General features: G+C 73.3%; 22 protein-coding genes. 11 read left to right on the top strand and 11 right to left on the bottom strand.

The features are described 5' to 3' along the window. Positions 1-59 precede the first annotated feature (59 nt). Positions 60-548, top strand: a complete 489-nt coding sequence (locus ACZ51I_RS07935; protein ID WP_468872461.1) for a phosphatase domain-containing protein — start codon at positions 60-62, stop codon at positions 546-548. Between the two features lie 28 nt (positions 549-576). Here ACZ51I_RS07935 and ACZ51I_RS07930 read toward each other — a convergent pair whose 3' ends face one another. Further along, positions 577-792: a dodecin gene (locus ACZ51I_RS07930; protein ID WP_468872458.1), complete on the bottom strand. Its 216-nt coding sequence runs from the start codon at positions 790-792 to the stop codon at positions 577-579. Positions 793-1,072: 280 nt separating this feature from the next. On the opposite strand from ACZ51I_RS07930, the gene ACZ51I_RS07925 reads away from it, so the two are divergent. From ACZ51I_RS07925 to ACZ51I_RS07915, 3 genes are all read left to right on the top strand, one after another. Next, a complete protein-coding gene (locus ACZ51I_RS07925; protein WP_468872456.1) occupies positions 1,073-2,323 on the top strand; it encodes an extracellular solute-binding protein in 1,251 nt (416 codons plus the stop codon). Between the two features lie 138 nt (positions 2,324-2,461). Next, positions 2,462-3,280: a GNAT family N-acetyltransferase gene (locus ACZ51I_RS07920; RefSeq protein ID WP_468872454.1), complete on the top strand. Its 819-nt coding sequence runs from the start codon at positions 2,462-2,464 to the stop codon at positions 3,278-3,280. Continuing rightward, positions 3,277-4,251, top strand: coding sequence for a lysophospholipid acyltransferase family protein (locus tag ACZ51I_RS07915; RefSeq protein WP_468872451.1), 975 nt, complete (start codon positions 3,277-3,279; stop codon positions 4,249-4,251). Before ACZ51I_RS07920 ends, ACZ51I_RS07915 begins: the two co-directional genes overlap by 4 nt. On the opposite strand, the gene egtD is transcribed toward ACZ51I_RS07915, so the two are convergent. The 4 genes from egtD to egtA are packed head-to-tail and all read right to left on the bottom strand — an operon-like array spanning position 4,146 to position 8,441. Beyond that, positions 4,146-5,111: an L-histidine N(alpha)-methyltransferase gene (gene egtD / locus ACZ51I_RS07910; RefSeq protein WP_468872449.1), complete on the bottom strand. Its 966-nt coding sequence runs from the start codon at positions 5,109-5,111 to the stop codon at positions 4,146-4,148. The genes ACZ51I_RS07915 and egtD overlap by 106 nt on opposite strands. Then, on the bottom strand, positions 5,108-5,860 hold the full coding sequence (egtC, locus tag ACZ51I_RS07905; RefSeq protein WP_468872446.1) for an ergothioneine biosynthesis protein EgtC: 753 nt from the start codon (positions 5,858-5,860) through the stop codon (positions 5,108-5,110). Before egtC ends, egtD begins: the two co-directional genes overlap by 4 nt. After that, on the bottom strand, positions 5,860-7,185 hold the full coding sequence (gene egtB, locus ACZ51I_RS07900; RefSeq protein WP_468872443.1) for an ergothioneine biosynthesis protein EgtB: 1,326 nt from the start codon (positions 7,183-7,185) through the stop codon (positions 5,860-5,862). The genes egtC and egtB overlap by 1 nt, the downstream gene beginning before the upstream one ends. Further along, a complete protein-coding gene (gene egtA, locus ACZ51I_RS07895; RefSeq protein ID WP_468872441.1) occupies positions 7,182-8,441 on the bottom strand; it encodes an ergothioneine biosynthesis glutamate--cysteine ligase EgtA in 1,260 nt (419 codons plus the stop codon). Before egtA ends, egtB begins: the two co-directional genes overlap by 4 nt. 213 nt (positions 8,442-8,654) lie before the next feature. Here egtA and ACZ51I_RS07890 point away from each other — a divergent pair, with 213 nt between their 5' ends. Together ACZ51I_RS07890 and ACZ51I_RS07885 are read left to right on the top strand one after the other, a co-directional pair. Beyond that, a complete protein-coding gene (locus ACZ51I_RS07890) occupies positions 8,655-9,485 on the top strand; it encodes a TIGR02452 family protein (RefSeq protein WP_468872438.1) in 831 nt (276 codons plus the stop codon). Positions 9,486-9,562: 77 nt separating this feature from the next. Further along, on the top strand, positions 9,563-9,733 hold the full coding sequence (locus ACZ51I_RS07885; protein ID WP_468872435.1) for a hypothetical protein: 171 nt from the start codon (positions 9,563-9,565) through the stop codon (positions 9,731-9,733). A gap of 86 nt (positions 9,734-9,819) precedes the next feature. Here the strand turns inward: ACZ51I_RS07885 and ACZ51I_RS07880 are convergent, their stop codons facing one another. The 4 genes from ACZ51I_RS07880 to ACZ51I_RS07865 form a co-directional block, all read right to left on the bottom strand. Further along, positions 9,820-11,241, bottom strand: coding sequence for a flotillin family protein (locus tag ACZ51I_RS07880; RefSeq protein WP_468872433.1), 1,422 nt, complete (start codon positions 11,239-11,241; stop codon positions 9,820-9,822). A gap of 83 nt (positions 11,242-11,324) precedes the next feature. Beyond that, complete coding sequence (locus tag ACZ51I_RS07875; protein ID WP_468872431.1) at positions 11,325-11,555, bottom strand: hypothetical protein; 231 nt, start codon at positions 11,553-11,555, stop codon at positions 11,325-11,327. Between the two features lie 14 nt (positions 11,556-11,569). Then, complete coding sequence (locus tag ACZ51I_RS07870; protein WP_468873799.1) at positions 11,570-12,277, bottom strand: alpha/beta fold hydrolase; 708 nt, start codon at positions 12,275-12,277, stop codon at positions 11,570-11,572. An 85-nt stretch (positions 12,278-12,362) separates the two neighbouring features. Continuing rightward, the gene (locus ACZ51I_RS07865) at positions 12,363-13,634 is read right to left on the bottom strand and encodes an MFS transporter (RefSeq protein WP_468872429.1); all 1,272 of its coding nucleotides are present in this window, start codon (positions 13,632-13,634) and stop codon (positions 12,363-12,365) included. Between the two features lie 155 nt (positions 13,635-13,789). Here ACZ51I_RS07865 and ACZ51I_RS07860 point away from each other — a divergent pair, with 155 nt between their 5' ends. The 3 genes from ACZ51I_RS07860 to ACZ51I_RS07850 all read left to right on the top strand — a co-directional run bounded on the left by ACZ51I_RS07860 (position 13,790) and on the right by ACZ51I_RS07850 (position 16,526). Then, positions 13,790-14,824, top strand: a complete 1,035-nt coding sequence (locus tag ACZ51I_RS07860) for a LacI family DNA-binding transcriptional regulator (RefSeq protein WP_468872427.1) — start codon at positions 13,790-13,792, stop codon at positions 14,822-14,824. Positions 14,825-14,879: 55 nt separating this feature from the next. Continuing rightward, positions 14,880-15,149 carry a hypothetical protein gene (locus ACZ51I_RS07855; protein ID WP_468872425.1) on the top strand — a complete coding sequence of 90 codons (270 nt, stop codon included), beginning with the start codon at positions 14,880-14,882 and terminating at the stop codon, positions 15,147-15,149. Between the two features lie 189 nt (positions 15,150-15,338). Continuing rightward, positions 15,339-16,526 (top strand): thiolase family protein, encoded by a 1,188-nt coding sequence (locus ACZ51I_RS07850; RefSeq protein ID WP_468872422.1) that lies wholly within the window; start codon positions 15,339-15,341, stop codon positions 16,524-16,526. A gap of 148 nt (positions 16,527-16,674) precedes the next feature. Here ACZ51I_RS07850 and trxA read toward each other — a convergent pair whose 3' ends face one another. Then, entirely contained in the window at positions 16,675-17,040 is a 366-nt protein-coding gene (gene trxA, locus ACZ51I_RS07845; RefSeq protein WP_468872419.1) for a thioredoxin, read from the bottom strand. A gap of 114 nt (positions 17,041-17,154) precedes the next feature. Between trxA and ACZ51I_RS07840 the strand changes: the two genes are divergently transcribed. Next, positions 17,155-18,597 carry a dihydrolipoyl dehydrogenase family protein gene (locus ACZ51I_RS07840; RefSeq protein ID WP_468872416.1) on the top strand — a complete coding sequence of 481 codons (1,443 nt, stop codon included), beginning with the start codon at positions 17,155-17,157 and terminating at the stop codon, positions 18,595-18,597. Between the two features lie 7 nt (positions 18,598-18,604). Here ACZ51I_RS07840 and ACZ51I_RS07835 read toward each other — a convergent pair whose 3' ends face one another. Continuing rightward, on the bottom strand, positions 18,605-19,243 hold the full coding sequence (locus ACZ51I_RS07835; protein ID WP_468872413.1) for a TetR/AcrR family transcriptional regulator: 639 nt from the start codon (positions 19,241-19,243) through the stop codon (positions 18,605-18,607). A 210-nt stretch (positions 19,244-19,453) separates the two neighbouring features. Here ACZ51I_RS07835 and ACZ51I_RS07830 point away from each other — a divergent pair, with 210 nt between their 5' ends. Further along, positions 19,454-20,857 (top strand): purine-cytosine permease family protein, encoded by a 1,404-nt coding sequence (locus ACZ51I_RS07830; protein ID WP_468872410.1) that lies wholly within the window; start codon positions 19,454-19,456, stop codon positions 20,855-20,857. Positions 20,858-20,878: the final 21 nt, after the last annotated feature.

Below are 20,878 nucleotides of genomic sequence, written 5' to 3'. Positions count from 1 at the left end.
CGCGAAACCCCGGGGGAATCCCCGGGCGGCCTCGCCGTGCGGCTCCTACGCTGGGGCCCGTGACATCGGACAACAGGCCCCTGGCCGTCTTCGACCTCGACAACACCCTGGCCGCGACCGCGCACCGCCAGCACTTCCTGGAGCGCAAGCCCAAGGACTGGGACGCCTTCTTCGCGGCGGCGCCCGACGATCCGCCGCTTGAGGAGGGCATCGCGCTCTGCCGTGAGGCGGCCGAGGAGTGCGAAGTGGTCTACCTCACCGGGCGCCCCGAGCGCTGCCGCCGGGCGACCGTGGCCTGGCTGGCCGAACAGGGGCTCCCGGAGGGGCCGGTCCACATGCGGCGCCACCGCGACTTCCGGCCGGCCCGGGTGACCAAGGTGGAGATCCTGCGTCGGCTCGCCGCCGACCGCGCCGTCAGGATGCTGGTCGACGACGACCCGGCGGTGTGCGACGCGGCGGAGGCGGCGGGCTTCCGGGTCGTGCGTGCCGGCTGGGCGGTGTCCTCCGAGGCGCTGAGGGAGGCTCAGGAGAAGGAGGGCCGCACCTGAGGCGGCATCTGAGGCCCGGCGGACACGGTCAGTCCTCGTCCTCCAGGCGGAAACCGACCTTCAGGCCGACCTGGTAGTGCTCGATCGCGCCGTCGACGATGTGGCCGCGTACCTGCGTGACCTCGAACCAGTCGAGTCCCCTCAGGGTCTGCGAGGCGCGCTTGATGCCGTTGCGGATGGCCGCGTCGACGCCCTCGGTGGAGGTGCCGACGATCTCGGTGACGCGGTACGTGTGATTCGACATGGGGGCCGAACTCCTCTCGGTGCGTTCCCTCCACGGTGCCCCAGGGCGCGTCGGCGCGCGACACGACGAGGGCCGCCCGACCCACCGGTAACCACCGGAGTCGACGGGACAGGATCTCCGGCCGGGCGCGGAACCGGATCGTCAAGGACTTGACCATCTCGTTGGTCCAGACCAGAATCCAGGCCACATACCCGCGCGAACACCCCGTTCGGTCCCCCCATGCCGGGTCAGCCCCCCATGCGCACGACCCTGTGCTGAACCTGAGCAGAAGGTGACCCACGTGAAGAACCGCCATCTGGCCTGTCCCCTGGCCGCCGCCACCGCGCTCGCCCTCGCCGGCTGCGGGATGCTGCCGGGCGGGGACGGCGGGACGAAGACCGTGCACATCTGGCTCATGCGGGACAGCGCCAGCGAGGACTTCCTCTCGCGGTTCACCGACGCATACGAGCAGGAGCACGACGGGGTCGAGCTCGAGTTCGCCATCCAGGACTGGACCGGCATCGGGAAGAAGGTCACCGAGGCCATCCAGGGCTCCGGTGGCCCCGACGTCATCGAGGTCGGCAACACCCAGGTCGCCCAGTACGCCGACACCGACAAGCTGTTCGACCTCACCCTGGAGTCGGTCCGCGACCTCGGCAGCGAGGACTGGCTGCCCGGCCTCGCCGAGCCCGGCAGCATCGCCGGGGCCCAGTACGGCATCCCCTGGTACGCGGCCAACCGGATCGTCATCTACAACAAGGACCTGTTCGAGGACGCCGGAATCGACAAGCCGCCGGCCACCCGCGCCGAGTGGCTCGACGACACCGAGAAACTCAACAGGAACGGCTCCCAGGGCATCTACCTCGCCGGACAGGACTGGTACACCCTCGCCGGCTTCATCTGGGACGAGGGCGGCGAACTCGCCGTCGACAGGGGCGGCCAGTGGACCGGCGCGCTCGACAGCCCCGCCGCCCAGCGCGGGATGGCCTTCTACAAGGAGCTGCAGGCCCTCGGCTCCGGCCCGAAGAACGCCGACGAGCAGACCCCGCCGCAGGCCGACGTCTTCGCCAGGGGTGACGTCGCCCAGTTCATCGCGACACCCAGCGCCGTCGCCGCCGTCCTCAAGGTCAACCCGGACCTCAAGGACAGGCTCGGCTACTTCCCGATACCGGGCAAGAAGGCCGGCCGGCCCTGTGCCGTCTTCACCGGTGGCTCCGACCTCATCATCCCGGAGAACGCGCCCCAGCGCGGAGCGGCCCTCGACGTCGTCAAGGCGCTCGCCGGCGAGAAGTGGCAAGCCGAACTCGCCCGCACCATGGGCTACGTGCCCAACAAGAAGAGCCTCGCCTCCGTCGTCGCCGGCCAGGAGGCCACGGCCGTCATGGCGAAGGGTGCCGCACGCGGCCGGGCCACCCCCAACTCCCCGCAGTGGGCGGACGTCGAGGCCGACAATCCCATCAAGCCGTACATGACGGCCGTCCTCCAGGGCAGGGACCCGCTCAAGGCGGCGAGGGACGCCTCGGCCGCGATCACGGACACCCTCGCCGAATAGCATTCAGCGTTCGCACACCCGCGAGCCCCCGGACGGTCATGTCGAATCCAGCCGGTGACGGAAGAAGTAAGGAGCCGGGCCACCGCTCACGCGGTCCGGCCCCGCCCCTTCCCCTTCCGTCCGCCGGAGGAACCCGCCATGCCCGCACCGACGCCCACGCTCGCCGTCCCCGCACAGCCCCAGGCCGCCGCCCCGGCACAGCCCCTCGCACCGGCCGAGCGGCCCGCGCCCCGGTACGTCGTCGGTCTCGCCCGGGACCAAGAGGACGTACGGGCCGCCCAACGACTGCGCCACCAGGTGTTCGCCGGCGAGCTGGGTGCCCTGCTCGACGGTCCCGAGCCCGGCCTCGACACCGACGCCTTCGACGCGTACTGCGACCACCTCCTGGTTCGGGAGGAGAGCACCGGCGAGGTCGTCGGCACCTACCGGATCCTGCCGCCCGACCGGGCCGCCGTCGCCGGACGCCTGTACTCCGAGAGCGAGTTCGACCTCGGCCGGCTCGCCCCGGTCCGGCACGACCTGGTGGAGGTCGGCCGCTCCTGCGTCCACCCCGCCCACCGCAACGGCGCCGTGATCGCCCTCATCTGGGCGGGCCTCGCCCGCTACATGACCCGCACCGGTCACAACTGGCTCGCCGGCTGCTGCTCGATCCCGCTCGCCGACGGCGGCACCCTCGCCGCAGCCACCTGGGACACCGTCAAGGCCAAGCACCTCGCCCCCGAGGAGTACTGGGTCACCCCGCACAAGCTGTGGAGCGCCGACGGGATCACCCGCCCGGAAGGCCGCACCGAGCTCCCACCGCTGCTGCGCGGCTACCTGCGGCTCGGCGCCTGGGTCTGCGGCGCCCCCGCGCACGACCCCGACTTCGGTGTCGCCGACCTCTACGTCCTCCTCTCGCTGCGCCGCACCAACCCCCGCTACCTCCACCACTTCCTCTCGCTCGCCCCGGCGCGGTGAACGGCTCCACGACCCTCCCGCCGTGGCTGCCCACGGCGCCCTGCACCCCGGGCCACTGCGCCGCCCACCCGGAGACCGGGGCCGAGAAGAGGGCCGACCGGGCCGGTGTCGTCCTCGCGCTCGCGAGGCTCGCCGCCGGCATCGGGGCCGTCCTCCTGGGCCTCGTGCTCGCCCCGGCCGCGGGGCTGCTCCCGGCCGCCGCCCGGCTCGCCCTCGTCCGGGGCTGGGTGCGGGCGGTGGTCCGCGCCTTCGGCATACGCGTGCGGTACGAGGAGGGGGCCGGGGCGCTCCCCGGCCCCCTCCTCGTCGTCGCCCACCACGTCTCCTGGCTGGACATCCCCCTCCTCGCGGCCGTACTGCCCGGCCGGATGGTGGCCAAGGCGGAGGTCCGACGCTGGCCCGTCCTCGGCACGCTCGCCGCGCTCGGAGGCACCCTCTTCATCGACCGTGCCCGGCTCAGGGCACTTCCCGCCACCGTCCGGGCGATCTCCGGGGTGCTCGCCGGCGGGGGCCGGGTGATCGTCTTCCCCGAGGGATCGTCCTGGTGCGGGCGGGCCCGTGGGCGGTTCCGCCCGGCCGCGTTCCAGGCCGCGCTGGACAGCGGATGCGCCGTGCTGCCGGTACGGATCGACTACCGGCCCACCGGGGCCGCCGCGTACGTCGGGGACGATCCGCTGGGCGCGTCCCTGTGGCGGGTCGTCACCACGCGGCGGATTGTGGCCAGTATTCGAGTATTGGATCCGATATCCAGTACTCGGTATCCAGACCGCCGCGCCCTGGCCGCCGCAGCCCAGCAAGCCGTCGCTCCGGTGCCCGCCGCTCTCAAGACCCTCCCGCAGCGCCCCCTCGCTCCCCAGCGCGTTCCTCAGCGGACCGTCGCCAGCGACACCGCGAACCTCTCCTCGCCGTCCGTCCACCAGTGGGTCAGTTCGAGGCCCGCCGCCGTCAGCTCCTCCCGTACACCCGCCTGACGGAACTTCGCCGAGATCTCCGTCCGCACCTCCTCGCCCGCCGCGAACGGCACCACGAGATCCAGCTCCGGGATCTTCACGGTCAGCGCGCGGCGGGCGCGCAGCCGCATCTCGATCCACTCCCGCTCGGCGTCCCACACCGCCACGTGGTCGAAGGCGGCCGGATCGGCGTCCGCGCCCAGCTCGCGGTCGATGACGGACAGCACGTTCTTGTTGAACGCGGCCGTCACCCCGGCCGCGTCGTCATAGGCGGCCACGAGCGTCGCCTCGTCCTTCACCATGTCCGTGCCGAGGAGCAGCGCGTCGCCCGGCGTGAGCATGGCGCGGACCGATCGCAGGAAGGTCCGCCGCTCGGTGGGGAGCAGGTTGCCGATCGTGCCCCCGAGGAAGGCCACGAGACGCGGCCCCGGCGATCCCGGCAGCGCGAGCCCCCGCGTGAAGTCGGCGACCAGCGCGTGCACCCAGAGCTCCGGCCGGTCCGCGAGCAGCGCCTCCGCCGCCCCGGTCAGAGCGGACTCGCTCACGTCCACGGGCACGTAGGCGTCCAGACCCGGGAGCAGCGCGTCGATCAGGAACCGCGTCTTCTCGGAGGAACCCGAACCCAGCTCCACCAGGGTCCGGGCCCCGGTCGCGGCGGCGATCTCCGGTGCCCGCGCGGCCAGGATCTCCCGCTCCGCGCGCGTGGGGTAGTACTCGGGCAGCCGGGTGATCTCCTCGAAGAGCTCGCTGCCCCGGGCGTCGTAGAACCACTTGGGCGGCAGCTCCTTGGGAGAGCGGGTCAGACCGTGCAGGACATCGGCACGGAGATCGGCGCCGGCGGCGTCCGCGGCGAGGGTGCGGGTCAGCTGGAACGGGCTCACGCGGACGGCTCCTTGAGCGGGGTGAGGGTGACGTCGGCGGGGTCGGCGGTGACGAGCGTGTGCTCGGGCACCTCCCGCCAGCGCGGATCGTCGTCGTACGGTTCCGAGGCCACGGCCACCCGGCCGGGGCCCGCCAGATACCAGAGGCTGTTGCGCCAGGCGGTCGCGGCGATCCGGACGCCGTCGGTCAGCAGCAGGTTCAGCCGTGAACCGGGGGCCACGGCCGCGACCTCCCGCACGGTGTCGGCGAGCGCCGCCCCCGGCGCGTCGCCGGCCCGCAGCCGGTGCAGCACGAGCGCCCAGAGCAGCGCCGAGTCGCTGCGGGCCTCCAGGCGCAGCAGTTCCCCGGCCGGCAGCGTCCCGGCGAGCGCCGTGAGGGAGTCCGGCCAGCCCTCGACCGCGCCGTTGTGGCTGAACAGCCAGGGCCCGGCCGTGAACGGCGCCGCCGCGGCCTCCCCGTCGGCGCCGGGGAACGTGGCCCCCCGGACGGCGCCGAGGAACGCCCCTGAGCGGACCACCCGGGCGAGGTCCGCGAAGGACAGGTCGCCCCAGATCGGGCCCGTCCGCCGGTACCGCGCCGGTACGGGATCTCCTTCGGCGTACCAGCCCACGCCGAAGCCGTCGGCGTTCACGACACCGCTGTCCTGCGTACGGGGCTCCCAGGACTGGCGCAGCAGGGCGTGGGCCGGCCGGACGAGCACCTCTCCCAGCGCCACCGGCCCGCCCACGTACCCGACATGACGGCACATCAGTCGAGCTCCGCGGTCCGCGCCGTCCGGAAGCCGGAGAAGATCTGGCGCCGCACCGGCAGGTCCCAGTTGCGGAAGGTGCCCCGGCAGGCGACGGGGTCCACCGCGAACGAACCGCCGCGCAGCACCTTGTGCTCCGGCCCGAAGAACACCTCCGAGTACTCCTTGTACGGGAAGGCCGTGAACCCCGGGTACGGCAGGAAGTCGCTGGCCGTCCACTCCCACACGTCACCGATCAGCTGCCGTACGCCGAGGGGCGAGGCGCCGGCCGGATAGCTGCCCGCCGCCGCGGGCCGCAGGTGCCGCTGACCGAGGTTCGCGTGCTCGGGGCCCGGATCCGCGTCGCCCCACGGGTAGCGGCGCGAGCGCCCCGAGACCGGGTCGTGGCGGGCGGCCTTCTCCCACTCCGCCTCGGTGGGGAGGCGGCGCCCCGCCCAGCGGGCGTACGCGTCCGCCTCGTACCAGCTGACGTGCAGGACCGGCTCCTCCTCGGGCACCGGCTCCGTCACCCCGAACCGGCGCCGCAGCCACCGCGCTCCGTCCCGGCGCCAGAACAGCGGCGCCTCGATGCCGTGCTCCCGGATCTGCGCCCAGCCCTCGGGGTGCCACCAGCGGCGGTCCGTGTAGCCGCCGTCGGCCATGAAGGCGAGGTAGGCGCCGTTCGTGACGGGTGTGGTGTCGATGTGGAAGGCGGGGACGAGACGCGCGTGCGCCGGCCGTTCGTTGTCCAGTGCCCACGGCTCGTCCGAGGTCCCCATCGTGAACGGACCGCCCGGAACGAGGACTTCGGGGGGCAGCGGGCCGGACCGCGAGACGGGAGGCGGGGGAGCGGTCAGGGCGACGGGCCCCCTGCGCAGCTGATGGGTGATCAGCATCGTCTCGTCGTGCTGCTGTTCGTGCTGGGCGATCATGCCGAACGCGAAGCCCGCGTCGAGGAGCGGCCGCCCCTCCAGCGGGGTCCGTTCGAGCACGTCCAGGACCCGGAGCCGTACGTCCGCCGCGTAGCCCCGGGCCTCGCCCGGCGAGAGCAGCGGCAGCGAGGGACGGGAGGCGCGTGAGTGCTGGAAGGCGTCGTACAGCGAGTCGATCTCGGGCCGCAGTGCCTCGCGCCCCGCGACGGCCCGCCACAGCCACTGCTCCTCCTGGTTGCCGATGTGCGCCAGGTCCCAGACCAGCGGAGACATCAAGGGCGAATGCTGCGCCGTCAGTTCGCCGTCCTCCACGCAGGAGGTGAGGAGCGCGGTGCGGTCCCGCGCGGTCGTGAGGGCGCCGAGGGCCCGCCGCCGCAAGGCCTCGGGATCGGCTCCCGTGTGGGGCGCGGTCATGACGTCACCACCTGGAGGTCGTCGGCCGGGCAGCTGCCGGGGATCACGTACCGCTCGTGGAAGGCGGCGACCGTCCGCCGCACCTTCTCGCTCGCCCCGATCCGGGGCAGCGCGTCGAGAGCGGCGGAGAACACCGCCCGGGCGGCGGCGTGCAGCTCGGGGTCGGAGAGGCCGTCACGGGCAGCCGCCCGCCAGAGCGGATTGCGCGGGGCCGGCCCGGGACCCGCCTGCTCCGCGAGGGGTTTCAGCGCCCGGTACACGGTCTCCGCCGCCTGCGGATCGTCGAACACCGCCGTGGTCACCGCCACGGGCACCATCCAGCCGTCCGTGCCGGGCTGTGCGTCCACCATCCGCAGCTCCAGGTGCCCGCGCGGCCGCACCGGCGGGAACAGGGTCGTCATGTGATAGCGCAGGTCGTCGGCGTCGGCCGGCCGGGGGAGGCCGGTCCGCAGCCACTCCCGGAACGTCAGCCCCTCCGGGACCTCCCACGGCCCCTCCTCGGCCCGTACGCACATCACGGGGGTGTCCAGGACGTGCGCCGCCCACTCCGCGCGCGGCTCCCCGTCCGGCGGCGGCGCGAGCGCCCGCCGGGGGTCCAGGTCCGTCCACAGCGCCTGCCGCGTCGAGCGCCAGCCGGTGCGGCGCCCGCCGTGCACGGGGGAGTTGGCGAAGGCGGCCACGAGCACCGCGCCGAGGAGATGGGCGAGCTGCCAGCGCCGGTGGTAGCCGAGCGGGCCCGGTTCCTCCAGGCCGGCGTCGAGGCAGATCTGCACCGACGCCGAGTCGCACATCATCGCCCGTCCGGCGGGCCCGGTCCGGTCGAGCGCGGCCTCCATCGCGTCGTACCGCGGCTCGTGGAGGACCCGCCCGCGCGGCGCGTGCCAGGGATCCACCCCGTATCCGCTGAGGGTGAGGCCGAGCGGCCCGAGTGCCGCCCGCACCGCGTCCAGGTCGGCGGCGAGCGAGTCGAGGCACTCCATGAGGGAGCCGGCCGGGCGCGAGCTGAGCTCCAGCTGCCCGCCGGGTTCGAACGTGAGGGCCGACACCAGGGGAAGGGTGCGTACGGTGTCCAGCGCGGCCGCGAGTCTCGGCGGCCGTACGGGCAGGCGGGGATCGCGCAGCTCGTGCACGAGCCACTCCAGCTCCACCCCCACCGTGCGGGGCGGGCCGGTCTTGAAGCAGATACATCGCAGCAGGTCCTCCGCCCCCGCCTCGGTGAGAGGGGGGCCGCCACGCGGTATGCCGCTCGGCGACATCCGTGCACCTCCTGGTCCTGGGATCCCCGTGGGGACCCGTCCCGGTGAACCGCTGCTTCCACCTAAAGCCACCACCGAGCGGCGTGCAAGAGCGCCCCACCTGCCCCGCACGCGCCCCCCGTGCCCCGGGCCGTCCGAAACTTCCCGGTGCCCTCGGAAACCGCACGGAAACCCTGTTGCCCCCAGTCGGACGAAACGATCATGCTGAGGTTCATGAGTGCACGACTGCGCGAGATCGCGCGGCGGACCGAGGAGATCGTCGCGGCGGGCCACTACCGCGCCCCCGACGGCCGGACGGTCTCCCTGGCCGACGACCTGGCCGCGGCCCTGGCCGGAACCCGCCTCCACGGCCCCGAGCCCGTCCCCGTCACCCCGGCCACCGACCGGACGCCCACCCTCACCGTCACCCCCGAGAGCAGCCTCGCGGCGGCCCGCCGGATGACCGCGGCCGACCCCACCCGGCCCGTCGCCGTCCTGAACTTCGCCTCGGCCCGCAATCCGGGCGGCGGCTACCTCAACGGCGCCCAGGCCCAGGAGGAGGCGCTCTGCCGGGCCTCCGCCCTCCACGCCACCCTGCTGCGCGCCCCCGCCTACTACGCCCACCACCGCGCCGAGCGCGACGCCTTCTACACCGACCGGGTCATCCACTCGCCCCGGGTCCCGGTCTTCCGCGACGACCGGGGCGCCCTGCTCGCCGAGCCCTTCACGGTCGGCTTCCTCACCTCACCGGCGCCCAACGCGGGCGTCGTCCGCCGCAGGACCCCCGAGCTCGCCGGCCGCCTGCCCGCCGTGCTCGCCGCCCGCGCGGAGCGCGTCCTGGAGACGGCCGCGGCGGCCGGATACCGACGGCTCGTCCTCGGCGCCTGGGGATGCGGTGTCTTCCGGAACGACCCGGCCGGGGTCGCGGGGACCTTCAAGGCCCTCCTCACCGGCGAGGGTCGTTTCGCCGGCCACTTCGAGGAGGTGGTCTTCGCCGTCCTGGACCGCGCCTCGGGCACACCCACGCTGGCCGCCTTCACCCGGATCCTGGCGGCAACCGCCTGACGTGCGGCTCTCCCGCCCCCGTGCCACGCTGAGGGGATACGGACCACTGTCCGACACCCGTCACGGGAGGCACGATCGTGGGCAAGAAACAGACCCGGACGAACCGGGGAGCCCGTACCGGCGGCCATGAACATCGCACCGACGCGGCCGCGAAGGAGAAGAGCGCGCCGACCCCCGCGAGAGAGACGTCGATGCCCCTCGTCGAGCACGCGTCCCACCGCAAGGATCGCAAGTTCGGTCACAACTGACCTACGACGCCCGCTCCCGCTCTGGCCTTCGCAGCGGACGGCCGGGTCCGGCGCCACACGGCGTCGGACCCGGCCGTTTCGTGTGCCTACTTGCCGTCGCCTACCGGGATCTCCACGCTCCGCCCGGAGCGCGGGGCCGGCGGCACCGGCGGCGTCGATCCGCCCGGCTTCTCCTGCGCGGCCGGGCTCATCGTGGCGAGGAGTTGCCGGGCCAGACCGAGGCCCGTCCCGCCCATGGTCAGCGCCTTGGCGAAGACGTCCGCCATGCCGTCGGCGCCGTTGAGCAGCACCATCTGGTCGACGTTCCCGAAGGCGGAGGCCCCCGCGGAGACGATCTCCGGCCACTTCTCCGCCAGCTGCTGGGCGACCACGGCCTCCTGGTTCTCCGCGAGCGCCGCCGCCCGCGCCTTGATCGCCTCGGCCTCCGCCAGGCCCTTCGCGCGCGTGGCCTCGGCGATCGCGAGGCCCTTGGCGTGCTGCGCCGCCGCCTCCGCCTCACCGGTGAGCCGGGTCGCCGTCGCCATGGCCGCGCTCGCCAGCTCCGTCTCCTTCGCCTCGGCCTCGGCCGCCGAGATCCGGGCGTCACGCTCGGCCGCGGCCAGCGTCCGGGTCTCGTACGCCATGGCGTCGGCCGGCTTGCGGACCTCCGCCTGGAGCTGCTGCTCCTTGCGGTGTCCCTCCAGCTCGGCGACCCGGGTCTCCTGGACGACGACCTCCTGGCGCGAGGCGGCGTCGGCCAGCGGACCGGCCTGCCGGGCCCGGGCGGACGCCTGGTCCCGCTCGGCCTGGTAGCCCGCCTGGAGGATCTCGCTGTCACGGGTCGCCTCCGACATGCGCGCCGCGGCCTGCTGCTCGGCCTCGGTCGCCCGCCGGTTCGCCTCCGCCTGCGCGATCCGCGCGTCCCGCTGGACGGCGGCCGCGTGCGGGGCGGCCAGGTTCTTGATGTACCCGGTCGGGTCCTCGATCTCGTGGATCTGCAGCGAGTCGACGATCAGCCCGAGCTTCTCCATCTCCGTGCCACAGGCCGACCGCGCCTGTCCGGTCAGCTTCTCCCGGTCACGGATCATGTCCTCCACGGTCAACCCGCCCACGATGGCGCGGAGATGACCCGCGAAGACGATGTGCACCCGCTCCGACATCAGCTTCTGCTGGTCGAGGAAGCGGCGGGCGGCGTTGGCGATCGACACGAAGTCGTCACCGACCTTGAAGATCACCACACCGCGGACCTTGAGCGGAATGCCCTGGTGGGTGACGCACTCGACGGACAGCTGCGTCTCGTTGAGATCCAGCGAGAGCTTCCGGACCGCCTGGACGCCGGGGAGCACGAGGGTGCCGCGACCGGTGACGATGCGGAACCCCATGCCCGCGCCGAGACCCTCGTTCTTGTGGTTGGAACCGGAGATGATCAGCGCCTCGTTGGGCTCCGCGACGCGCCACATCATTTTGAACACACCGATCAGAACGGCGAGAGCGCCGACGACGACGCCCGCCAGAATGCCGATGCCCATGGACAAGGTCCCCCTTCACCGGAGCCGTGCGGATCCGGTGAAGGGAGTGTGCTCCCGCGCCGGGCGCACACTCAACGGTTCGGTCAACTGTCATACGCGGCTGTGACATAGACGGTGCGCGGAGGGAGATGTTCCATGACGGTCACGACCGTGCCGACGTCGATCCGCTCCCTGGGCGACGCGGGATGCGCGAGGAAGTGCTCGGCACCGCCGCGGATCCGGACGATCACCTCGCCGACGAGGCCGGGGCCGACGGTGCCGGTCACCCGGCCGAGCAGTCCCACCATCGAGCTCTCCATCGACGCGTCGTCCATGGCTGAACGGTACGTCAGATCCACCCCTCCAGGGCGGACATGAACCCGTCGAACTCGTCCCGGTGGATCGTGTGCCCCGCGCCCTTCACCGTACGGAGTTCGAATCCGCGGCCCTCCAGCATCCGGGCGTCCTCGGGCCGCACCAGCGTGCTCGGATCGGCGAGCGTGACGAGGGAGGGCACCACGGGCCGGGCCGGCCACAGGTCGGCGCCCACGAACGCGGTGAGGCCGTGGGCCGTCCGCTCGTCCCAGTTTCGTACCGACGCCATCTCGACGTCGATGTCCTCCTCCGACCAGTGCGGGTTGAACCCCCTGATCTGCTCGCGGGTCATCGACTTGCCCCGGACGAAGAGCTCGGCCCGGTAGCCGCAGGGACCGGCCGACAGGCGCCAGGCCGGGTCGGAGTACACCGCGCGGAGCGGCGCCAGGCGCTCCACCGCCTGGGCGAGGACGAGCCCGCCGAGCGAGTGCCCGATCGCCAACTCCGCCCCGGTGGGCAGGGTTTCCACGAGGTCGCCGGCGTGGTCCTCCGGGCGGTACGCCTCCGGGCCCGCGGCCCGGTCACTGGCGCCGTGCCCCCGCAGGTCCACGGCGATCACCCGGTAGCCGCGCTCCGCGAGCGCCGGACCGACCCGGCGCCAGGTGCGGTGGTCGGCCATGATGCCGTGGACGAGCAGGGCCGTCCGGTCGCCGGATCCCCATGTGGTGGTGTGCAGGCGCACGGTGCCGCCTCTCCTGCGGTGCTCGGCGGGCGCCGACGGGGTCGGTCGCACGCTGCGGACGGGACGCTTCGGGCGCCGACGGAGGTCAGCGCACGCTGCGGATGGGGCGCACGGCCAGTGCGCCGAGTACCGACAGTACGGCCGCGACCAGGAAGAGCGCCGTGTATCCGCCACTCAGCGAGACGACCAGCGAGGCGACGAAGGGGGCGACGATCTGCGGGCCGGCGTTGGCGACGTTGAGGACGCCCATGTCCCGGGCAGCGTCCTCGGCCCTGGGCAGCACCATGGTCACGAGAGCGGTGTCCACGGCCATGTAGCAGCCGAAGCCGAGACCGTTGACGACGGAGAAGACCAGCATCGCGGTCCATCCGGTCGAGACGGCCGGGATGAGCAGCGCGACGGCGGCGAGCGCGGCGGAGGCGCCGACGAAGAGCTTGCGGCGGTCGAAGCGGTCCGAGAGCCAGCCGCCGAGGACGGTGGAGACCACCATGGCGACGGAGTTGACCGGCATGAGGATCGCCACGGCCTCCTCGGGGCTCAGTCCGGCGGGCAGCTCGGTGTGGTCCTTGAGGATGTACAGCTGGAAGCCGGCGACGGCGAAGTAGCCGAGGACGAGCAGGGCGCGGCCGATGAAGGCCCAGCGGAAGTCGTGGTCCTTGAGGGCGCTGCCGAAGGCCGCGAGCTGCTCCCTGACCGGGAGCGGCGCCTTCGGGGGCCTGCGCTCCTCGCGGGCGCAGGCGGTGAACAGTACGGCGGTGGCGGCGACGATCGCGCCGAAGACGAGGTAGCCGGTGCGGTAGTGCTCGGAGAAGGCCGCGCCGAGGAGGGCGCCGATGGTGGAGCCGAAGGGAAGTCCGAGGCCGACCGCGGCCGAGGCCTTGCCACGTGCGGCCGGGGGAATCCGGTCGGGGACCACGGAGGTGAGGGCCGCCTGGTAGACGTTCATGACGGCCTGGCCCAGACACCAGGCGATGGTGACCAGCAGGATCGTGTGGACGCTGCCGAGGAGCAGCATCACCGGGAGGGCGAGCAGGCCGCCGGCGAGGATCCACGGGTTGCGGCGGCCGGAACGGTCCGAGAGGGCGCCCGCGACCGGGTTGAAGACGGTGGCGCAGATCGCGGATATGCCGGAGACGAGGCCGAAGTTCGCCACCTTGCCGGCGGGGTCGATCCCCTCGATCTGGAGCGCGAGGAGCACGCCGGGGACGCCGATGTACAGCGCGTACATCGCGGTGTTCCCGGCGAGCAGCAGGGGGAGCAGGCGGCGGGCGGGGAGGACGGCGGTGGGGGAGCCGGGGACGTTCGTGTCGCCGGGGACGCCCGTGTCGGAGCCGGTCCCGGGGGAGGAAAGGGCCACTGTGCCCTCCTGAGGAGATCGCCCGACGCGGGGCGAGAAGCGGATGAAGAGGGGGGGGTGACACGTGTCAGTGACGCGTGTGAGCACTGTGTAGCACCCGATTCCGGCCATCCGCCAGACCCGGGGCCGGATCGTTCTGGAAAGATGCCGGATCGATGAGCCAGCCAACCGATCAGTCTTCCGAACGCCCGTCCGGGCGGGCGGTCCCGACCAGCGCCGACGTCGCGCGCCTCGCGGGCGTCTCCCGGGCCACCGTCTCGTACGTCCTGAACAACACCTCGGCCGTCCGGATCAGCGAGCCCACCCGGCAGCGGGTGCGCGAGGCGGCCGAGGAGCTGGGCTATGTGCCGCACGCCGCGGCCCGCAGCCTGCGCGCGGGGCACAGCCGCATGGTGCTGCTCCCGACCTCCCACGTCCCCGTGGGGCCGCTGTTCAGCCAGTTCTTCAACGACTTCCAGTGGGCCCTGCGCCGCCTCGACTACACGGTGGTGCAGTACGGCAGCGTCGGCCTGGAGGCGGAGGAGGCCGCCCGCGCCTGGGCCGAGCTGCGGCCGGTGGCCGTGGTCTCCCTCGGCGAGGTCGAGCTCACCGGGCAGGGCGTCGAGATCCTCAAGCGGTCCGGCGCCCGGGCCGTGATCACGCTCGGCACCCAGCGTGTGGAGGGCACCCACGCCCTCGTCATGGACCAGGGGCGGGTCGGCGAGGTGGCCACCGAGCACCTCGTCGGCACCGGCCGGCGCCGGATCGGCGTCGTCGTCCCCGAGGAGCCGGGCCTCGCGATGTTCTCCGGACCCCGCCTCGACGGCGCGCGCCGCGCGGCCGCGGGCGCCGGGGCCACCGTCGTACCCCTGCCGCTGCGGTACGAGGAGGAGGCGGCGGCCGCGCTCGCCGGGCAGTGGCGCGAGCTCGGCCTCGACGGCGTCTTCGCGTACAACGACGAGTACGCGATGCTCCTGCTGCGGGCGCTCCAGGACGCCGGGATCTCCGTGCCCGAGGAGACCGCCGTCATCGGCGCCGACGACCTGCTCCTCGGCCGGCTGCTGCGACCCCAGCTCAGCACCGTGCGGATCGACATGGTGCTCGGCCGTGAGCTGGCGGAGCTGGTGGACCGCGCCGTGCGGGAACCGGAGGCCCGGCCCGTCGCCCGCGACCTGCTGGACTCGCGGGTCGTCCGGCGGGAATCGAGCTGAGGAGGCCCGAGGCCGTCGCCCGGCGGGAGACCGGCCCAACCCGTAGTTTCGGTGCATGAGCACAGTTCCGAAGCGGTTCGAGATCATGCTGGTGCCCGAGCACGTCGAGGACCGCGGCGGCGCCGCCGTCGCGGACAGTGCCGTCCGGACGGCCGTCGTCGAGGCCACCGGGCGGCACGGCGAGTCGGGCTACCCGATGTACGAGGGGCACGGCATCCGGGCGGACATCGACCCCGAGACGCGTACGGTCGAGGCGCTGCTCGTCGACGGCCGCGAGCTCGACTACGGCCTCACGGCCCTGGTCCGCCCCGCCGCGGCTCCCTGACCTCCCGTCTCTCCCCGCCCGGGGTCCCGAAGGTGCCCGTTGACACGACGGGCCGTCGGACAGAGACTCTGCGCGCGCGATGGCGCGAAGATTGTTTCACCCGGCTTGTCGGCCGGGCTTGCTTCACCCGGCGAGCAGAGTCGTCGTTCCGAAGGCCGGAAGGTCCGAAGGTCACGTGGGAGAGAACCGATGAGCATCCGCGACGTGTACATCGTCGACGCCGTCCGCACCCCGATAGGGAAGTTCGGGGGTGCCCTCGCCTCCGTGCGCCCCGACGACCTCGCGGCCCATGTCGTGCGCGCGCTCGTCGAGCGCACTCCCGCGCTCGACCCCGCGCGCGTGGACGACGTCTACTTCGGCGACGCCAACGGCGCGGGCGAGGACAACCGCGACGTCGCGCGGATGGCCGTCCTCCTCGCCGGCCTGCCCGTCACCGTCCCCGGCGTCACCGTCAACCGCCTCTGCGGTTCCGGTCTGGAAGCCGTCATCCAGGCGGCCCGCGCCATCGCGCTCGGCGACGCCTCCGTGGCGATCGCGGGCGGCGTCGAGTCGATGTCCCGCGCCCCCTGGGTCCTGCAGAAGCCCGAGCGGGCCTTCCCCGCAGGCCACCAGCAGCTCCACTCCACGACCCTCGGCTGGCGCATGACCAACCCGAGGATGCCCGCCGAGTGGACGGTCGCGCTGGGCGAGGGCGCGGAGCTCGTCGCCGACAAGCACGGACTCACCCGCGAGCAGCAGGACGCGTTCGCCCTCGCCAGCCACCGGAAGGCGGCCGAGGCATGGGCGAAGGGTCTCTACGACGACGAGGTCGTCCCGTACCCGGGCGTGGAGCTCACCCGCGACGAGTGCATCCGCGACAGCACCTCCATGGAGGCCCTCGCCAAACTCAAGCCCTCCTTCCGCCCCGGGGGAGGCACCGTCACCGCCGGTAACTCCTCGCCGCTCAACGACGGCGCGGCGGCGCTGCTCCTCGTCGACGAGGACGGGCTGCGCGAGACCGGTCGCGAGCCCCTCGCCCGGATCCGGACCTCCGCGGTCACCGGGATCGAGCCCCAGCTCTTCGGCCTCGGCCCGGTCGCGGCGGTCCGCCGGGCCCTGGAGAAGGCCGGACGCTCCTTCGCCGACCTGACGACCTTCGAGCTCAACGAGGCCTTCGCGGCGCAGTCGCTGGGCTGCCTCGCGGAATGGCCAGAACTCGACCCCGACATCGTGAATCCTCGCGGTGGGGCCGTCGCGATCGGTCACCCGCTGGGCGCGTCGGGCGCCCGCCTGGCCGGCTCGGTGGCCCACCAGCTCGCGGCGGCCGGCTCCGGCACGGGCCTCGCGGCGCTCTGCATCGGTGTCGGTCAGGGCCTCGCGCTGGTCCTGGAGCGCTGACGGCGCCCCACACGCGCGCAGGCCCGCGAGAGGACGCTGCCGGACCCCGTCGGACGCCTCGCCCTTGGCAGGGCCGCCGACCACCTCCGTACGCGCACAGCACGCGAGAGGGGTACGGGAGGCTCTCCCGTACCCCTCTCGCGGTGGGTCACTTCTGCTGCGCGTCCTCGATGGACTTGCGCACCTCGTCCATGTCCAGCTTGCGCGCCTGCCCGATGACGTCCTCGAGCGCGGCCTCCGGCAGCGCGCCGGGCTGCGCGAACACGGCCACGTTGTCGCGGACGATCATCAGCGTCGGGATCGAGCGGATCTCGAAGGCGGCCGCCAGCTCCTGCTGCGCCTCGGTGTCGACCTTGGCGAAGACGAGGTCCTGGTGCCGCTCGGACGCGGCCTCGAAGACCGGGGCGAACTGACGGCAGGGACCGCACCAGGAAGCCCAGAAATCGATCAGGACGAAGTCGCCCCCGCTCACGATCTCGTCGAAGTTGTCCTTGGTGAGCTCTACGGTGCTCATACTGCCTGCCTTTCGGGTCTCCTGGTGTGGTCCTCACGGTCCCCTGGGGACTCGCCCGGCACAACGGCGTATCGAGCCGCGCTATTCCGGTCCCCTGCCAGCAGACTGGGACCCATGACACGAACGGTGGAAGACGAGCACACCTACGACGTCGTCGTGATCGGGGCCGGCCCGGTCGGAGAGAACGTCGTCGACCGGGTGCGGGCGGGCGGCCTCACCGCGGCGATCGTCGAGAGCGAGCTGATCGGCGGGGAGTGCTCGTACTGGGCGTGCATGCCCAGCAAGGCCCTGCTCCGGCCCGCGATCGCCCGCTCCGACGCCCGCAAGGTCGCAGGGCTGCGCGAGTCGGTCTACGGTCCGCTGGACGCGATGGAGGTCTTCGCCCACCGGGACGAGGTCGTCGGCCACTGGAAGGACGAAGGCCAGATCGACTGGCTGGACTCGATCGGCGTCCGGGTCTTCCGGGGCCACGGCCGACTCCTCGGACCGCGCCGGGTCGAGGTCGCGGCCCCCGAGGGCGAGCGCCATGTCCTCACCGCCCGGCACGCGGTCGCCGTCTGCACCGGCACCCGCGCCCTCCTCCCGGAGCTCCCGGGCCTGCCCGGTGCGCACCCCTGGACCAGCCGGGAGGCGACCAGCTCCGACCGGGTGCCCGAGCGGCTCGTCGTGGTGGGCGGGGGAGTGGTGGGCGTGGAGATGGCCACCGCCTGGCAGGCCCTCGGCGCGAAGGTGACCCTGCTCGTACGGGGCGGGGGGCTGCTGCCGCGCATGGAGCCGTTCCTCGGGGAGCACGTGGCCGCCGCGCTCACCGCGCGCGGCGCCGATGTCCGTACCGGCGCGGCGGTGAGCGCGGTCGTACGCGACGGGGGCACCGGGCCGGTCACCGTGGTCCTGGAGGGCGGCGACCATGTCGAGGGCGACGAGGTCCTGTTCGCGACCGGCCGGAAGCCGCGCACCGAGGACATCGGCCTGGAGAAGGTCGGCCTGACACCGGGCTCCTGGCTCGACGTCGACGACAGCCTCCTGGTCACCGGAAGCGACTGGCTCTACGCCGTCGGCGACGTCAACCGCCGCGCCCTCATGACCCACCAGGGCAAGTACCAGGCGCGGATCGCGGGTGCCGCGATCGCCGCCCGCGCGCGGGGCGGCGCCTCCCTGGACACAGGCCGGTGGGGCGCGCACGCGGCGACCGCCGACCACGCCGCCGTGCCGCAGGTGGTGTTCAGCGACCCCGAGGCGGCCTCCGTCGGGCTCACCCTGGCCGAGGCGGAGCGCGCCGGGTACCGGGCGCGGGCCGTGGACCTCGACATGCGGCAGGTCGCCGGGGCGGGCCTCTACGCCCAGGGGTACCGGGGGCACGCCCGGATGGTCGTCGACCTCGACCGGGAGGTGGTCCTCGGCGCCGCGTTCGTCGGGCCGGGCATCGGGGAACTGCTCCACTCCGCGACGGTCGCCGTCGCGGGCGAGGTGCCGATCGCCCGCCTCTGGCACGCCGTCCCCGCGTACCCGACGCTGAGCGAGGCATGGCTGCGCCTCCTGGAGGCCTACCGGGGCTGACGCCTCGTCACTCTCCTCCGGCCGCCTGCTCGTCGCCGGTCCGGTACGGAGGGATCAGGGCGCGCGCCGCCGAGCGCGCGGTCTCCAGGGCGGCGCGTGGGTCCCGGCCGGACTCCTGGCCGAGGACCACGCGGGTGCTCAACCCGTCGAGCAGGGCGAGGAGTTCGGAGGCGCGGGCGCCGGCGTCCAGCGGGGCGAAGCGCCGGCGCGCAGCGCCCGCCGTGAGCAGGGCTTCCAGGTCCTCCTGCCAGCCCGCGTCCAGTTCGGCCTGGGCCTCGCGGAGCGCGGAGTTGCCCGGGGTGCGGGCCCAGAGCTCGATCCACAGGGTCCAGCGCGGATCGCGCGGGCCGCGCGGGAGGTAGAGGCGGAGGAAGAGGTCGAGCTTGCGCTCGGCCGCGATCCGCCGGGCGAGGAGGGCGCGCCGCTCCTCGGCGAGCGCCGCCTCGCTCCACCGGAGGGCGGCGAGCAGCAGCAGGTCCTTGCTGCCGAAGTAGTACAGGATGTGGCCGCCGCTGGTGCCGAGCCGCTCGGCGAGCGCCGACATGGTGAGGGAGGCGAGGCCGCCCTCGGCGATCGCCGCCATGGCCTCCTCCAGCATCCGCTCCTGGGTGACGTGTCCGTCCCGCCGTCGTGCCACGCCTGCCACCGCCGCCGCCCCGTCCTTCCCGTCCGCCCCTGTCCGGGTCGGTCTTCCGATCCGCCCCTGTCCGGGTCGGTCTTCCGATCCGCCCTGTCCGGGTCGACCTTAACCGCAACCTCCGGAGGTCTTGACGTGGCCTGAACCCATCGCACATCTTGAATGCCGTTCTAAAACTTAGAACGGCATTCAAGATGCCCTGCGCGACAGGAGTGCGATGTGCTCGAACGCGAGACGGTGCCCGTGACCACGGACCGGCCGGCGATCGACGAGGTCTTCCAGGTCGAGGAGCACGGGATCGACCCCATCCCCGACGCCGAACGGCACGGCGGGGCCAAAGACGTCTTCTGGCTCTGGTTCGGCTCGAACCTCACCTTCACCTACGTCATCAACGGCGCCCTCGCCGTCGCCTTCGGGCTCTCCTTCTGGCAGGCCACCGCCGTCGTCGTGCTCGGCGGCCTCTCCTTCCTCGCCATCGGCGCGGCCGGACTCAGCGGCGTGCGCACCGGCACGGCCACCCTCGTCATCTCCCGCGCGGCCTTCGGCCGGCGCGGCAACTGGCCCGCCGGGCTGCTGAACTGGATCGTCAGCATCGGCTACACCATCGTCAACACCGTCGTGGGCACCCTCGCCCTCGAAGCCTTCTTCACCGACCTCGGCTGGAACGGCGGACACGCCGCCCGCGCCCTGGCGCTCGCCGTCACCCTCGCGCTGACCTTCGTCGTCGCCCTCTGGGGCCACGCCACCGTCCAGTTCGCCGAACGCTGGATGGCGTACGTCCTCGCCGCCGGCTTCGCCGTGCTGCTCGCCCTCGTCCTGCCCGGCGCCGACACCTCCGCCCCCGCCGCCGCGCCCGGGGCCTCCGGCTGGAGCCTCGCCTTCGTCGTCATGCTCGCCGGCCCCTTCTCGTACCTCCCCATGCCCGCCGACTACACCCGCTATCTGCCCCGCACCACCAGCCTCAGGGCCGTCACCTGGAGCGGCGCCCTCGGCGGCTTCCTCTCCTCCGTCGCCCTCGGCGTCGCCGGAGTGGCCGCCGCGACCCAGGCCGACATGACCGACGCCGTCGCGGGCACCGAGAGCCTCCTCCCCGGCTGGTTCCAGCCGCTCTTCCTCGCCCTGGTCCTCGGCGGCTCCGTCACCAACTCGATCATCACGCTCTACTCGTCGAGCCTGAACCTCCAGGTCCTCGGCATCCCCTGGAGCCGGGCCCGCGCCATCGTCATCAGCGCCGGCGTCACCGCCGTCGGATCCCTCGGCGCCCTCTTCCTCACCGACTTCACCACCTCGCTCCTCTCCTTCCTCTCCCTCCTGATCATCGTGTTCGCCCCCTGGGGCGGGGTCTTCCTCGCCGACATGGTGCTCCGCCGCTGCACCTACGACACCGATGCCCTCCACGCCCATGAGTGCGGCGCCTACTGGTACCGCGCCGGCTGGCACCCGGCAGGGATGACCGCGCTCCTCGCGGGCCTCCTCTTCTCCGCGCTCACCTGCGACTCCGAGCTGTGGACCGGCCCCCTCGTCGCCCCGCTCGGCGGCGCCGACCTCACGCTCCTCGGCGCGGTCGTCTCCGCCTTGGTGTACGCGCTCCTCGCCCGCCGCACCGTCGCGCCCGTCCAGTAACCCCCCTCGTACGACACGGAG

The organism is Streptomyces sp. NPDC034084 (genome assembly GCF_055575535.1).
This window is presented reverse-complemented; position numbering and strand designations above follow the sequence as displayed.

Bases quoted from the DNA above. Each gene is read 5' to 3' on its own strand.
- ACZ51I_RS07875 (WP_468872431.1), bottom strand. From the start codon at position 11,555: ATGGACGACGCGTCGATGGAGAGCTCGATGGTGGGACTGCTCGGCCGG.
- ACZ51I_RS07930 (WP_468872458.1), bottom strand. From the start codon at position 792: ATGTCGAATCACACGTACCGCGTCACCGAGATCGTCGGCACCTCCACC.
- ACZ51I_RS07855 (WP_468872425.1), top strand. From the start codon at position 14,880: ATGAGCACAGTTCCGAAGCGGTTCGAGATCATGCTGGTGCCCGAGCAC.
- egtB (WP_468872443.1), bottom strand. From the start codon at position 7,185: ATGACCGCGCCCCACACGGGAGCCGATCCCGAGGCCTTGCGGCGGCGG.
- egtC (WP_468872446.1), bottom strand. From the start codon at position 5,860: ATGTGCCGTCATGTCGGGTACGTGGGCGGGCCGGTGGCGCTGGGAGAG.
- ACZ51I_RS07840 (WP_468872416.1), top strand. From the start codon at position 17,155: ATGACACGAACGGTGGAAGACGAGCACACCTACGACGTCGTCGTGATC.
- ACZ51I_RS07890 (WP_468872438.1), top strand. From the start codon at position 8,655: ATGAGTGCACGACTGCGCGAGATCGCGCGGCGGACCGAGGAGATCGTC.
- ACZ51I_RS07860 (WP_468872427.1), top strand. From the start codon at position 13,790: ATGAGCCAGCCAACCGATCAGTCTTCCGAACGCCCGTCCGGGCGGGCG.
- ACZ51I_RS07880 (WP_468872433.1), bottom strand. From the start codon at position 11,241: ATGGGCATCGGCATTCTGGCGGGCGTCGTCGTCGGCGCTCTCGCCGTT.
- ACZ51I_RS07920 (WP_468872454.1), top strand. From the start codon at position 2,462: ATGCCCGCACCGACGCCCACGCTCGCCGTCCCCGCACAGCCCCAGGCC.
- trxA (WP_468872419.1), bottom strand. From the start codon at position 17,040: ATGAGCACCGTAGAGCTCACCAAGGACAACTTCGACGAGATCGTGAGC.
- ACZ51I_RS07850 (WP_468872422.1), top strand. From the start codon at position 15,339: ATGAGCATCCGCGACGTGTACATCGTCGACGCCGTCCGCACCCCGATA.
- egtA (WP_468872441.1), bottom strand. From the start codon at position 8,441: ATGTCGCCGAGCGGCATACCGCGTGGCGGCCCCCCTCTCACCGAGGCG.